General features: G+C 43.1%; 14 protein-coding genes. 11 read left to right on the top strand and 3 right to left on the bottom strand.

All coding sequences use genetic code 11. The annotated features are described in order from the left end of the window. Positions 1 to 3: 3 nt before the first annotated feature. Positions 4 to 1,452 carry a pyridoxal phosphate-dependent decarboxylase family protein gene (locus DN53_RS12850; RefSeq protein ID WP_129654713.1) on the bottom strand — a complete coding sequence of 483 codons (1,449 nt, stop codon included), beginning with the start codon at positions 1,450 to 1,452 and terminating at the stop codon, positions 4 to 6. A gap of 191 nt (positions 1,453 to 1,643) precedes the next feature. Between DN53_RS12850 and DN53_RS12845 the strand changes: the two genes are divergently transcribed. From DN53_RS12845 to DN53_RS12835, 3 genes are all read left to right on the top strand, one after another. Further along, the gene (locus tag DN53_RS12845) at positions 1,644 to 1,877 is read left to right on the top strand and encodes a thioredoxin family protein (RefSeq protein WP_129654711.1); all 234 of its coding nucleotides are present in this window, start codon (positions 1,644 to 1,646) and stop codon (positions 1,875 to 1,877) included. A 124-nt stretch (positions 1,878 to 2,001) separates the two neighbouring features. Then, the gene (locus DN53_RS12840; RefSeq protein ID WP_129654708.1) at positions 2,002 to 2,613 is read left to right on the top strand and encodes a MarR family winged helix-turn-helix transcriptional regulator; all 612 of its coding nucleotides are present in this window, start codon (positions 2,002 to 2,004) and stop codon (positions 2,611 to 2,613) included. 2 nt (positions 2,614 to 2,615) lie between these two features. Next, entirely contained in the window at positions 2,616 to 3,032 is a 417-nt protein-coding gene (locus DN53_RS12835; protein WP_129654705.1) for a group III truncated hemoglobin, read from the top strand. Here the strand turns inward: DN53_RS12835 and gldA are convergent. Continuing rightward, entirely contained in the window at positions 3,029 to 3,922 is an 894-nt protein-coding gene (gene gldA / locus DN53_RS12830) for a gliding motility-associated ABC transporter ATP-binding subunit GldA (protein ID WP_129654702.1), read from the bottom strand. The two genes, DN53_RS12835 and gldA, sit on opposite strands and share 4 nt — an antisense overlap. A 373-nt stretch (positions 3,923 to 4,295) precedes the next feature. Between gldA and DN53_RS12825 the strand changes: the two genes are divergently transcribed. From DN53_RS12825 to DN53_RS12810, 4 genes are read left to right on the top strand one after another with little or no spacing between them, the layout of a single operon-like run. Further along, positions 4,296 to 5,126: a prephenate dehydratase gene (locus tag DN53_RS12825; RefSeq protein ID WP_129654700.1), complete on the top strand. Its 831-nt coding sequence runs from the start codon at positions 4,296 to 4,298 to the stop codon at positions 5,124 to 5,126. Next, positions 5,123 to 6,265: a pyridoxal phosphate-dependent aminotransferase gene (locus tag DN53_RS12820; protein WP_129654698.1), complete on the top strand. Its 1,143-nt coding sequence runs from the start codon at positions 5,123 to 5,125 to the stop codon at positions 6,263 to 6,265. The genes DN53_RS12825 and DN53_RS12820 overlap by 4 nt, the downstream gene beginning before the upstream one ends. A 3-nt stretch (positions 6,266 to 6,268) precedes the next feature. Beyond that, on the top strand, positions 6,269 to 7,135 hold the full coding sequence (locus DN53_RS12815; protein WP_129654695.1) for a prephenate dehydrogenase: 867 nt from the start codon (positions 6,269 to 6,271) through the stop codon (positions 7,133 to 7,135). Position 7,136: 1 nt separating this feature from the next. Then, positions 7,137 to 8,219 carry a bifunctional 3-deoxy-7-phosphoheptulonate synthase/chorismate mutase type II gene (locus DN53_RS12810; protein ID WP_129654692.1) on the top strand — a complete coding sequence of 361 codons (1,083 nt, stop codon included), beginning with the start codon at positions 7,137 to 7,139 and terminating at the stop codon, positions 8,217 to 8,219. Positions 8,220 to 8,294: 75 nt separating this feature from the next. On the opposite strand, the gene DN53_RS12805 is transcribed toward DN53_RS12810, so the two are convergent. Then, positions 8,295 to 8,735, bottom strand: coding sequence for a hypothetical protein (locus DN53_RS12805; protein ID WP_129654689.1), 441 nt, complete (start codon positions 8,733 to 8,735; stop codon positions 8,295 to 8,297). 93 nt (positions 8,736 to 8,828) lie between these two features. Here DN53_RS12805 and rsgA point away from each other — a divergent pair, with 93 nt between their 5' ends. The 4 genes from rsgA (at position 8,829) to DN53_RS12785 (ending at position 14,157) form a co-directional block, all read left to right on the top strand. Beyond that, on the top strand, positions 8,829 to 9,779 hold the full coding sequence (gene rsgA, locus DN53_RS12800; RefSeq protein WP_129654686.1) for a ribosome small subunit-dependent GTPase A: 951 nt from the start codon (positions 8,829 to 8,831) through the stop codon (positions 9,777 to 9,779). Beyond that, on the top strand, positions 9,779 to 10,231 hold the full coding sequence (gene dtd, locus DN53_RS12795; protein WP_129654684.1) for a D-aminoacyl-tRNA deacylase: 453 nt from the start codon (positions 9,779 to 9,781) through the stop codon (positions 10,229 to 10,231). Before rsgA ends, dtd begins: the two co-directional genes overlap by 1 nt. Before the next feature lie 81 nt (positions 10,232 to 10,312). Further along, the gene (locus DN53_RS12790; protein ID WP_129654681.1) at positions 10,313 to 12,220 is read left to right on the top strand and encodes a DUF3857 domain-containing transglutaminase family protein; all 1,908 of its coding nucleotides are present in this window, start codon (positions 10,313 to 10,315) and stop codon (positions 12,218 to 12,220) included. After that, positions 12,217 to 14,157 carry a transglutaminase family protein gene (locus DN53_RS12785; RefSeq protein WP_129654678.1) on the top strand — a complete coding sequence of 647 codons (1,941 nt, stop codon included), beginning with the start codon at positions 12,217 to 12,219 and terminating at the stop codon, positions 14,155 to 14,157. The genes DN53_RS12790 and DN53_RS12785 overlap by 4 nt, the downstream gene beginning before the upstream one ends. The last annotated feature ends 8 nt before the right edge of the window (positions 14,158 to 14,165 follow it).

Below are 14,165 nucleotides of genomic sequence, written 5' to 3'. Positions count from 1 at the left end.
ACACTATCTCTTTGTCAATTTTTCCTCTATTTCGGCGGCAAAGCCTCCGCAGAGTTCCAAGGTTTCCTTCACATCATCCAAATTGGTTCTAGGGTTGATCAAACACATCCGCAAGACCACCTGCCCGTGGAGTATGGTGGTGACCAGCAAAGCCTTTCTGGAAGAAACCACTTTTTCAGAAATGTATTGGTTGATGCTGTCCAATTCCTTGTCCGTATAATTTTTGGAAATAGGGTTGTACCTAAAATTAATGACCGCCAAAGTGGCCGGGAAAACCACTTCCCAACGTTTGCTCTTGCGTAAAATGCCTTCGGTGGCCTCGGCAAGGTCAATATTATAGGTGATGGCATTCCGAAATTCTTGAAGACCAAAGGTTTTAAGGGACATATAAAATTTTAGCGCCCTAAACCTTCGGGTCAGCTGGATGCCGTGATCATAAAAGTTGATCTCGGAAGTGTTCCCTTCAATATCCCTAAGGTACTCCGGTTTTTCGGTAAAGGTGTGACTCAGGTATTTGTGGTTGCGGACCAATAAACAGCCCATTTCATAGGGTTGATAGAACCATTTGTGTGGATCTACGGTGAGAGAATCCGCTTTTTCGATGCCCTTCATCAATGATTTCCCTGTTTTTGATAAAATGGCTGCTGCGCCATATGCGCCATCAATATGAAACCAAATGTCTTCTTTTTTGCAGATATTGGCCAGTTCGGAAAGGGGATCCACAGTACCTGTGTTGGTAGTTCCCGAAGTGGCGATCAGGCAGAAGGGCATGAGACCTTCCAATCGGTCCTTGGCAATACAGTTCTTCAGTTTGTTGACCGAAAATTTAAACTCACTGTCCGTGGGAATAATACGGATCTGTTCCTTTTTGAACCCCAATACGCGAATGGCCTTGATGTTGGAGGAGTGGGCCTGGTCCGAGAGATAAATGATGGCTTTGGAAAAATCATCCCCACATTTGATTCTTCGGGCAGTGGTCAGGGCCGTTAGATTGGCCATGGAGCCCCCACTGGTGAAAATACCACCTCCTTTTTTCTTCGGGAATCCAAATATCTTCAGCAACCATTGAATGGTAACGATTTCCAACTCCGCTGCGGCCGGTGAGGCTGCCCATCCCCCAGAGAAAATGTTGTATCCCGTAGCAAGGGTGTCGGCCATGGCACTGATATAATTGCTGGGACCGGGAACAAAGGAATACGATTTGGGGTGCGACATGAGCGTGCTCTTCGTCATGACCTTTTCCAGTACAAAATTGAGCACTTGGGTGGGTTCGGTTCCCATTTCGGGTGCTTCTTCCAAAAAAAGGGAGTCCATTTCTTCCCGGGACCCAAGAGCCACAGGTAGTTTTTGTTTTTGGGTATCGTGGTGCTCCACTATGGCATCGATAATCTGATAGCCATAGGAGGTCATTTCTTCTTTCGTAAGTTCCAGTTGGGAACGATTCTTCTTCATGAGGTTGCTTTTGTTTCCAACCGCAAAAGTACCATATTTTGATTGGGAAGCTAATTTCAAGGAGCGTGGTTTGCGTGTAAGGCCATCCATTAGTATTGGGATAAAAACAAAAAAGTGTGGTAAAAAATTATTTAATAAGGAATCCTAACTATATTTGTATTGCAATAATGCGTTAACCTAAATAAAGTACAATGCAAAAACCAATTTTTTATCATGCAGGTTGTCCAGTTTGTGTAGGGGCAGAAAGTGAACTAATTGATTTAGTGGGAATTGAAAACCTTGAAATTGTCCATTTGGGCGAAAAGAAGGAGCAAATATCCGCTGCGGAGGATTTTGGTGTGAAGTCAGTTCCTGCCTTGGTAACTTCCAACGGTCATGTGCTTCATATCAACTATGGAGCTTCTTTGGAGGATGTAAAAGCATAACTGAATTTTATGTAGTTAGGAATCCTTATTTTTCTTTTTGATGAGATTTAATTAAAACCCATACTACATTTAATTAGGAATGCTAACTTTGCCTGTCGGTTGTTTTCGGCAGGCATGGTTTCTTATGAAAAAAAGTGTTTTCGATCCCGAGCATCAGCAACAAGACCTCTCCAGCAAAATTATTGTTGGTTTGGAACGGGTTTCCCAAGCTTTTAAGGTATTGCTCTGGGAAAAGGCGAAGCAATTGGGATTGAGTCCCATTCAGATCCAAATCCTAATTTTTGTTGCGTATCATAAATCGGCCTATACAAATGTTAGTTTTTTGGCCAAGGAATTCAATGTGACCAAACCCACCATTAGTGATGCCATTAAGGTTCTGGAGAAAAAAGGGTTGATCATAAAGGATACTTCTTCTTCGGATAGCCGTAGTTATTCCATTTTCTTGTCGGACCAGGGAAAAAATGTGGTTGCGGAAACTGAGGATTTTGCCCATCCATTGGCTTCGCAATTGAAGCATGTGGCCGCTGGAGAGAAGGAAGCCTTGTTCAAAACCTTGGGCAATCTCATTTATCAATTGAATCAACAGGGTATTTTAACCGTCCAGCGTACTTGTTTTGCCTGTACATTTTATACCAAAGATGGTACAGGTCATTACTGTCGCTTATTGGAGCGAAAGTTGCGTCACACCGACATCCGGTTGGATTGCAATGAATTTGAGGGAAAACCAGAATCTTGACCATGGAAAGAAAGGATATTGAAAACAGGGAGGATGTTTCAACATTGGTGCACCGTTTCTATGAGAAGGTTCGCGCCGATGCCGAGATAGGGTATTTTTTTAATACGACCATTACGGATTGGCCCGAACATATGGAGAAGCTGACCGATTTTTGGGAGACCAACCTATTCTTCGTTCAAAAATACAGGGGAAATCCCTTGCAGGTGCATGCTGAGTTGGACAAGGATAAAGGATATACCATTACGGATTATCACTTTGGGATATGGCTACGCCATTGGATCGCTACTTTGGATACGTATTTTATTGGTCCCAATGCGGAGAAGGCCAAGCAGCGGGCCAGAAACATCAGTGTTCGTATGTTCATCACCATTTTTGAACAACGAAAAAGGGACGGGGTCCTGGATCAATCCAACGATTAGCGGGTCAATTCCGTGAACAGACTTTCCAGATTTTTATTCTTTCGGCTAAGTTGCAATGTTTTGAGCTGGTTGTCGTGGGCAAAATCGAACACCGCAGGGCGCATATCGGTTGAAGTGCCGAAGCTGATTTCATAGACAAAGCCTCCCACATTGCGTACTTTGGAAACATGGGGCAGGCGATTGAGGAGCTGTTCCTCCACACGAAAATCGAACTCTACCTCAATGATCTGTTCTTCAGATTCGCGAAGTTCCTCCAATTTCTTATCCGCAACAAGTTCCCCTTTGTTGATAATGATGACCCGATCACAGACTGCTTCCACCTCTTTCATGATATGGGTAGACAGGAGAATGGTTTTTTCCTTTCCAATTTCCCGGATCAGTTTTCGAATCTCTATCAATTGATTGGGATCCAAACCGGTGGTAGGTTCGTCCAAGATCAATACTTCTGGGTTGTGCAATAATGCAGCGGCCAATCCCACACGCTGGCGGTACCCTTTGGAAAGCTGACCAATTTTCTTGTGGGCCTCAGGGGTCAATCCTGTTTGTTCAATAACTTCCTGTATCGTATTCTTGGATACTTGGTATACATCGGCATTAAAAGATAGGTACTCCTTTACATACATTTCCAGATAGAGTGGGTTGTGCTCGGGAAGGTATCCTATACTTTTTTGTACATCGGTTTCAGATTTCAGTACATCAAAACCGTTTACTTCGGCGTCTCCGCTGTCCGGTTTATAATAGGTGGTCAAGATGCGCATCATAGTGGATTTTCCCGCACCGTTTGGTCCCAAGAACCCTACAATCTCACCTTTTTTAATGGAGAAGGACACATTGTTCAAGGCTTTTTGTGGGCCAAAGCTTTTGGAAATGTTCTGAACAGTGATGGACATGCTACGCTATTTAAGCCTCAAAAATACATTTTTAGACGTTTCCATAAGAGGTAGTCCACTTTTTTTGAAGCCAGTTTTGTGCAAACCGCCCAAACCGAAAAAAATAGAATTTGTCAAAAAATGAAGCTTTTTTTAAATCGAAATGCAACAAAAAATCATATTTCAAAAAAAATCGAAAAAAAATGAAGCTTTGCTGTTGGTTTTGGTTTGAATGCCTATATTAGCCCCATATTTATCACAAATGACAACAACGTATTTCTGGAACCGTTTTTATTTTTACTTCTTTTTTCAGGGAGGAACGGGACTATTGTAGATACGCTTAAAGTATATTAACATGATAAAGTCCCGATAAAATCGGGGCTTTTTTTTTGCCATGGGTTTAAAAGTAGCCATTCAGGGAATTAAGGGATCCAACCATCATCAGGTGGCTAAGGATTTTTTTGGGGACGACATTGAATTGTTGGAGTGTCTTTCCTTTGATGCCGTAATAGATCATTTAAAGGATGGTACCGCGGACAAAGGGGTTATGGCCATAGAGAACTCCATAGCGGGGTCCATCATACCGAATTATAATTTGGTATACCACAATAATATGCACATTATTGGAGAACACTATCTGAGCATACATCATAATCTTATGGTGCTCAAAGGTGGTTCCATGGAAGATATCAAGGAAGTACACTCGCATCCCATGGCTTTATTGCAGTGTAAGGAGTTTTTTAAGGAATACCCCCAAATAAAACTGGTGGAAAGTGTGGATACGGCGGAAACCGCAAAACGGATCAAGGAAAACCAATTGACCCATATTGCTGCCATTGCGCCAAAAATGGCGGCAGACCTTTATGATTTGGACATTATTGCTTCTGAAATCCAGACGATAAAAAATAACGCTACCCGTTTTATCATCCTGAAAAAGAAAAACAAAGTGTTGCCCAAGGAGGAAATCAATAAGGCTTCGCTGCGGTTCATAACCGATCACAAGCGAGGCAGTTTGGCCACAGTGTTGAATGTCATGAGCGATTGCAACTTAAACCTTACCAAGATTCAATCCCTACCCGTGATAGAGACCCCATGGAAGTACGCTTTTTTTGTGGATGTCACTTTTGAGAAGTATGGGCACTTTGCCAAGGCAAAGTCGTTGTTGGATATCATGTCCGAGGACTTTAGGATTTTGGGCGAATATAAAAATGCATTGTTGGTATGATCACGGCAAATAGACTGAATAGTGTACAAGAATACTACTTCTCAAGAAAATTAAGGGAGGTACGGGAACTTATGGCCCAAGGGAAGCCTATCATAAACATGGGTATTGGAAGTCCAGATTTGGCTCCATCCCCTGAGGTGCTGACCACCTTAAGGGATTCCATAACAGACGCTGGGGCACACCAATACCAAAGTTATCAGGGCTTGCCGGAACTCAGGGCTGCCATTGCTGCGTTCTATCAGCAAAAATTTGGGGTGAGTATAGATTCGGCCAATGGAGTATTGCCTTTAATGGGATCCAAGGAAGGAATCATGCACATCAGTATGGCATTCTTGAATGTGGGCGATGAGGTATTGTTGCCCAATCCGGGATACCCTACCTATGGTTCGGTGACCCGATTGGTGGAAGCCGTTCCAAGAACCTATGATCTTTCCGAAGAGAATGGTTGGTTTCCAGACCTAGAGGCACTTTCCAAAGAAGATTTGTCCAAAGTAAAGCTAATGTGGGTGAGTTATCCACATATGCCCACCGGGGCTACGGCCACCATGGAGCAGTTGAAGTCCTTGATTGAGTTTGCCAAGGCGAACGATATTTTATTGGTCAATGACAATCCGTACAGTTTTGTATTGTCCAGTAACCCTACCAGCATTTTATCCATAGAAGGGGCCTTGGATTGCACCTTGGAACTGAACAGTTTGAGCAAAACATTCAACATGGCCGGATGGCGTGTAGGAATGGTGTTGGGAAGTCCGGAGAACATCAATGCGGTGCTCAAAGTAAAGAGCAATATGGACTCCGGTATGTTCTATGGTATTCAAAAAGGAGCCATAGCGGCATTGCAGAGTGGTCCGGAATGGTTCGCGGAATTGGACAAGGTATATACCAAAAGACGAAAGCTCATGTTCCAACTGGCAGATAAATTGGGTTGTGAGTATAGCGAAGACGCAGTGGGTATGTTCGTGTGGTGCAAACTACCGGAAGGCGCTCCATCTTCGGAAGCATTTGTGGATGAAGTGTTGTATGACAAAAACATCTTTATAGCTCCAGGTACCATATTTGGGAGCAATGGAGAGGGATATATCCGTTTTTCACTTTGTGTGAAAGAGGAAAAAATAAAAGAAGCCATAGAAAGATTTTAAGAAATGAACGTAGTCGTCATAGGAATAGGGTTGATCGGAGGTTCTTTTGCCAAAGATGTGAAGCAATTGTTTCCAGAGGCCCATATTATTGGGATTGATAAAAACAGCTCTCATTTGGATGAGGCCTTGGAACTGAACCTTATTGATGAAAAAGGGGATTATGGGGTTTTGGTTTCTGCCGATGTGGTCTATGTGAGCATTCCTGTGAACGCCTTGGTACACGAATTGCCCAAGATCTTGGATGCCGTGGGGGACGAGACGGTGGTCATGGATGCGGGTTCTACCAAGCGGTTGATCTGTGAATCGGTTGCGGAACATCCCAAGCGGAGAAATTATATGGCATGCCACCCCATTGCGGGAACGGAATTTTCGGGACCTTCCGCGGCCATAAACGGTTTATACGAAGGAAAGACCAATATTATATGTGAGGTTGAGAAAACGGCCTTCAAGCTTCAGGAAAAGGCATTGGACATTTTTCAAAAGATGCAAATGCGTATTCGGTACATGAATCCAGAGGCCCATGACAAGCATATTGCCTACGTATCGCATTTGTCACATATCAGCTCATTTATGTTGGGAAAGACTGTAATTGAGAAAGAAAAGAACGAGCGTGATATTTTTGACATGGCGGGAAGTGGTTTTGAGAGCACGGTGCGTTTGGCCAAAAGTTCCCCTGACATGTGGACCCCCATTTTTGAACAGAACAGGGACAACGTGGTAGAAACTTTGGAGGAGTACATCCAAAACCTTGAAAATTTTAAACAACTCCTTTTGGACCAAGAGTATGGAAAGGTGCATACGGAGATGAGCAATACAAATAAGATAAAACAGATATTAAAAGGAATTCCACTCACAAAAAACAGAACATAGTATGGAAAACAGTAAGCAAATGAGGAAATGGTTGGATGACATGAACCTATCGCATCCATTGGTGATTGCAGGTCCCTGCAGTGCCGAAACCGAAGAACAGGTGCTGAAGATTGCGCATGAACTTAAGGATACGGATGTAAATTACTTTCGTTCCGGTATTTGGAAACCAAGAACCCGTCCCGGGAATTTTGAAGGGGTTGGGGCCATTGGATTGAAGTGGTTGCAAAAAGTAAAGGAGGAAACCGGTTTAAAAACCGCTACCGAAGTGGCCAACAAAGCCCATGTTGATTTGGCTTTGGAACATGATATTGACCTACTGTGGATCGGTGCGCGATCTACGGTAAGCCCTTTCATTGTACAGGAAATTGCGGATGCCCTTAAGGGCACGGATAAAATCGTTTTGGTCAAGAACCCAGTAAACCCTGACCTTTCCCTTTGGTTGGGAGCTGTAGAGCGTTTGTATTCGGCCGATATTAAAAATTTGGGAGTGATCCATCGCGGATTTTCAACCTACGAAAAAACCAAGTACAGAAACATTCCGGAATGGCAGTTGGCCATTGAACTTCAGACCAAGTTTCCTGATTTGCCCATCATCAATGATCCTAGCCACATCACTGGTAACAGGGATATGATTTTTGATGTGTCGCAAACTGCCTTGGATTTGAATTTTGACGGTTTGATCATAGAGACCCATTACGATCCGGACAATGCTTGGAGTGATGCCGCTCAACAGGTGACACCAAAAACCTTGATACAGATCATGAAAGATTTACGTATCAGAAAGGAGACCGACGAGGAAGCGGAGTACAACAACAACTTGAGCAATCTAAGGGCCCAGATTGATATCTTGGACAACCAATTGGTAGACCTTTTGGGCAAGCGTATGAAAGTTTCCGATGGTATTGGTGCCTTGAAAAAGCAGAAAAACGTAGCCGTACTTCAAAGTAATCGATGGAATGCCATTTTGGGCAACATGATCTTGGAAGGGGAGCAACGTGGATTGAGCGAGGAATTTGTCTTGAAAATGTTCAAGGCCATTCACCAAGAATCCATCAACCACCAAGAGAAGATCATCAATTCTTAGGTAAGGAAAAAGTGATTATGAAAAAAGGCCCAACATTTGTTGGGCCTTTTTCTTTGAACAGAATATGTCCTGGTATTATTTCCTGAAGATGTAACGGGTAATGAAGATACCTTGACCATCACCTTTTCCTCCTTCACTTTCCACGCCACTTACCACAAAGGCAAGTTCCCAGCCATTGGCAATCATATCGTTGATCATGGAAGTGATCACGGCATCATTGGCGGCAATGTTCTGAAAGCGGATTCCTCCCAAGTTGTAGAAGTTCAGCAATTTGGTTTCCTCAAAATTCTTTACCCGGATATCGCCTCGGTCTGATTTGTTTCGGGTATTGTCTTCTTCGGTCTGTACACTGGTGTACTCCCTATAATCCTTGTCTTCCAATGCGTTGATGATCCTAGATCTACCCAAACCATTGGGTACAATGGATTCTACACTGGTAATTACCTTGTATTCTTGGGCATTCATGCTGCACAGGGAAACCAAGGCAATCGCAACGGTAAAAAAGATTTTTTTCATAATGGATACGAGATTGATTGTTAAAACTGTAGACAAAGATATACGCACAAAAACAAGGATTATTGTTTCTTTGCAGGGAAATATGAACAAATAGTGAACGGAACTGTCTATAAATCTACCGGAAGTTGGTACACCGTGAAAGCGGAGGATGGGGCTTTTTATGAGTGTAGGATCAAGGGCAAGTTTCGGACCCAAAACATAAAAAGTACCAACCCCATTGCGGTGGGGGACCATGTTACCTTTAGTTTGGAAAATATTGGGGATGAAACCGTGGGCGTGATTTCTGAAATAGGGGAGCGGAAGAACTACATCATTCGAAAGTCGGTGAAACTCTCAAAGCAAACCCACATCATAGCGGCCAATCTGGACCAAGTTTTCTTATTGATCACCCTGAACAATCCCACTACCTTTACCAGTTTTATAGATCGTTTTTTGGTTACGGCCGAGGCATATGATATCCCCGTGGTACTTTTGTTCAATAAGATGGATGTCTATGACACTGATGAGGTGGCAGAGGTGAAGTATTTGATGGATCTGTATCGGAAAATTGGGTACCCCTGTGTTGAACTGGCTGCCAAGGAAGGAAAGAATGTTGACTTGGTAAAGGATTTGATGAAGGATAAAACCAGTATGTTCTCTGGCCACTCCGGGGTGGGGAAATCCACTTTGGTCAATGCTTTGGAACCTGGACTTCGGTTAAAGACCGCAGAAATTTCAGAGCAACATCTTCAGGGACAGCACACTACCACTTTTGCGGAAATGTACGATCTGTCGTTTGGGGCAAGGATTATTGATACACCCGGAATAAAGGGATTTGGTATTGTGGATATGGAACCTGACGAGATTGGCGACTATTTTCCCGAGTTTTTTGAGCTCAAATCCCAATGCAAGTTCAATAATTGCCTGCATATGGATGAACCCAAATGTGCTATAAAGCAAGCCTTGGAGAATGACCAAATTGCTTGGAGCAGATATAGAAGTTACGTACAGATGATCACCGGGGAAGAAGAAAATTACAGAACGGATAATTACAGGGAACGTTAATGAGAGCGGTTATACAACGCGTGTCCAGCGCAAGTGTCACGGTAGATGGAGAAAAAACAGCAAACATAGGCCAAGGTCTTCTGGTGCTGTTGGGGATAGAAGATGCCGATGGCAAGGAGGACATTGAATGGCTATCCAAGAAAATGGTCAATCTCCGGATTTTCAATGACGATGATCAAGTCATGAACCGCTCCGTTCTGGATCTTGGGGGAGAGGTCATTGTGGTAAGTCAGTTTACCTTGCACGCCTTGACCAAAAAAGGCAACAGACCCTCTTATATCAAAGCCTCCAAGCCTGATGTGGCCATTCCCATCTACGAAGCTTTTGTGAAAAGACTGGAGCAGGACCTTGGGAAAGAGGTAGGTACGGGTATTTTTGGCGCGGACATGAAGGTGGAGCTTCTAAACGATGGTCCCGTGACCATCCTTATCGATACAAAGAACAGGGAATAACGATCTTTTGTCGATTTAGGTTTCCATTTTTGTAAGAAATTGGTCATATTGCTATAGTAATATAACCGATCAACCTCATCAATGCGTGTTCTTTTCCAATGCCTTCTGCTCCTTAGTGTCCATTTTTCGTTTTCCCAAAACTATAGCTATCATACTATTCCGCCAGAGCTGATGGAGAATGCTGATGCGGTGGCCCGGCTTGATGAGATTGACATCCGAATTGAGGCCATGGATAAGATGACGTATACAGAGAAAAAAGTGGTCACGGTGCTTAACAAATCTGGCGATGCTTTTGCCAGAACACGGGCATTTTATGATAAGGAGAAAAAGATCAAGAAGATTGAAGCCGTGGTCTACGATGCTTCTGGAAATGAGATTCAACGGATTAAGCGTAGGGATTTTAATGATATAGCCGCAGTGGACGGCTTTTCCCTTTATTTGGACGATAGATTGCTATATTATCGATATGTGCCCGTTCAATACCCATATACATTGGAATTTAGTTATGAGGTTGAAACCTCGGATACGGGCATTTTGCCCCCATGGTATTTTTTGTCGGGATATGATATCAGTGTGGAGGAAAGTAGATATGCGATCAGTTACGTTTCCAATGGTTTGAAGCCGATCATTGAGGAATCAAATCTTTCTGATATCGCTGTTGAGAAGGATGAAAGCCAGGGAAAAATAAGTTATACGGCCAAAAACATTCCGGCCATGGTTGCGGAAAGTCTTAGCCCGTCTTTCACTGCCATATGTCCAAAATTATCGGTAAGGTTACCCAATTTTCATTATAAAGGTTTCGACGCCAAGGTGGATAATTGGAATGATTTGGGACTCTGGATTCAAACGGAGCTTTTGTCCGGTCGTACAACCCTGGAAGATGCCACGATACAAAAGGTAAGAGGGCTTGTGGAAGGGGTGGATGACGATATCGAAAAGGCCAAGATTGTCTACCAATACATGCAGGACAATACGAGATATATCAGTGTGCAGATAGGAATAGGAGGCTTTCAACCTATTAGCGCCATTGAGGTGGATAGGGTAAAATATGGCGATTGTAAAGGGCTTTCCAATTATACCATGGCCCTGCTGAAGGCTGTTGGGGTGGAATCGTACTATGCCGTAGTGGAGGCAGGGGGCACCAAAGTGGATTTCAAGGAAGATTTTGCGGATCTTTCCCAAGGCAACCATGCCATTGTTGCCATTCCCTACCAGGGAGAATATTATTGGATAGATTGTACATCCCAGGTACATCCTTTCGGATTTATCGGGGACTTTACGGATGATAGAAAAGTTTTGATCGTAAAGCCCGGTGGTGGGGAAATTGTTACCACTACTTCCTATGTAAATGAGGAAAACCTGATGCGGATGAATTCCACCTATACAATTCAGGAGGACCTTTCCCTTGAGGCCGATGTCACCATTGAAACCACGGGAGTTCGTTACGATAACCATTTTGGATTGGAGGGGAATAAGAAAGAGGATGTCATGGAACACTACAAAAACTTTTGGGGCAACATCAATGGGCTGTCCATCACTGATTTTAGTTTCGAAAACAATAAGGATGATGTGGTCTTTACGGAAAAAGTACAGTTAAAGGCCCACGATTTTGTGTCCAAGAACGGAGATGATTATTTATTGACTCTGAACGTGTTGGATAACAATTCTTTTATACCTCCCAGATATCGGAACAGAAAACATTCATTTGTGATCCAACGGGGATATTTGGATGAGGATGAGTTTACCATCCAATTACCCAAGAACTTTGCATTCACTTTTTTGCCGGAGAAACACAAAGAGGAAACAAAGTTTGGAACCTATGAAGTTGAGGTCGTGAAAAAGAGCGATACGGAATTACTGTACAAGAGAAAACTTCTCATAAAAAAAGGCAATTATCCCAAAGAGGAGTATAACAAGTATAGATCCTTTAGAAGGACCATTGCCAAAATGGACAACCAAAAAATTGTTTTAAAACGTCAAGACCTATGATACGAAAAGTCGCTTTATTGATTGCTCTGGTTTCAGTCTGTGTGCAAGGACAGGAACTGAAATTTGGGAAAATTTCCAAGGAAGAACTTATGGAAGCTACCCATCCCAAGGATACATCGGCAGCTGCCGCTTATCTGTTAAAGAAGAGGGAATCTTACTATACCTATAACAGTGCGGTGGGGCTTAATTTGGTAACGGAGGTGCATGAGCGAATAAAAATCTATAACACGGATGGGTTTGATTACGCTACAAAGACCATTGATCTTTACGAAAGTGGGGCGTCGGATGAAAAGGCTACTTCCATCAAGGGGTATACCTATACCTTGGAAGGGGGTAAGGTGGTTGAGACCAAGCTGGACAAAGGCAGCATCTTTAAATCCCAACAATCAAAAAATAGGAACCAGGTTAAGTTTACCATGCCCAATGTAAAAGCGGGTTCTGTTGTGGAATATCAATATAGGATAACATCACCCTTTGTTCAGAATATAGATGAGTTCGTGTTTCAACATTCCATTCCCATTAAAAAATTGGAGGCCGAAATGAGGATCTTGGAATATTTTAAGTTCAACCAAAGACAGAAGGGCTTCCTTCCCCTTGTTCCAAAAGTGGATAAAATCAGGGATGCCGGGTTGGGCATGGAAGTGACAAAGGTTACCTATGGCTTGCAGGATGTTCCGGCTCTAAAAGATGAAAAGTTTGTTCCCAACATTACCAATTTTAGGTCTGGAGTCACCTTTGAGATCATGTCCTTGGAAATACCCGGGTCTACCTACGATGTATATTCCAAAACATGGGATGATGTGGCCAGGACGGTGTATGAAAACAGTTCTTTTGGCGATGAGATGAAACGAAGCAACTATTTTGAGGAAGAGCTCAATATGGTCCTTCAAGGCGCCAGTGAACCTCTGGAAAAGGCCAAAAGGATATTGGCATTCGTCAAGGAAAAAGTAAAATGGAACTCCTTTGTGGGGTACACTTCCGATGAAGGAACCAGAAAGGCATACAAGGAGGGAACGGGAAACAGTGCAGACATTAACCTGATGCTGGTATCCATGCTCAACCATGCCAATATTCCGGCATACCCCGTTTTGGTGAGCACGCGTGACAATGGGATTCCCCTGTTTCCAACCCTTCAGGGGTACAACTATGTAGTGGCAGTGGGCAAAATAGATGGGGAATATCATTTGTTCGATGCCACCAATGTTTTCACCACCATGGACGTATTGCCCACCAGGACACTGAACTGGTTTGGACGAATTATTTCGGAAAATGGAAACTCTGAAGAAATTGACCTTATGCCCAGAAAAAGCTCCATGGATGCCATAATGATGACCGTTGACCTTAACGATGACGGTTCCATGGATGCCAAGTGCAGACAGCAGTATACCAATCACAATGCGTTGCTGTTCAGAAATTTGTACAATGGAGGTACAGAGGAGACATTTCTTGGGAATCTGGAAAAGGAATTGGGAGATATAGAGATTTCCGACTATGATTTGCAGAACAATCTGGATTTGGAAAAGCCCGTGGTTCAGAATTTCAACTTTTTTAAGGAAGATGCCTTTGAATCCATTTCAGGAAAATTGTATCTCTCGCCAATGTTTCATTTGGCGGTAAATGAGAACCCTTTTAAGTCCGAGCAGAGGGAGTATCCAATAGATTATGGGTTTCCTTGGCAAGACCGATACATGATCACCATTAACATTCCTGAAGGATATAAGGTGGAGCACTTGCCTGAACCCATGGCGATGTCGTTGCCCGATAATTTGGGACAATTCAAGTACAATATATCCTCAAACCAGGATTTTATCAATGTTCGTGTTGAACTGAGCATGAATACGGCCGTTTTTCCGCCAAATTATTATTTGGGACTTAAAGAGTTTTATCGTCAAGTGGTTGAAAAGGAATCGGAAAAAGTGGTTCTCTCAAGGATTTGATCTGTCCA

Origin of the sequence: Flagellimonas olearia (assembly GCF_004150225.1) — a bacterium.
Classification (GTDB): Bacteria; Bacteroidota; Bacteroidia; order Flavobacteriales; family Flavobacteriaceae; genus Flagellimonas; species Flagellimonas olearia.
Note: the sequence above shows the minus strand (reverse complement) of the source record. Positions and strands in the feature narration are given on the sequence as shown.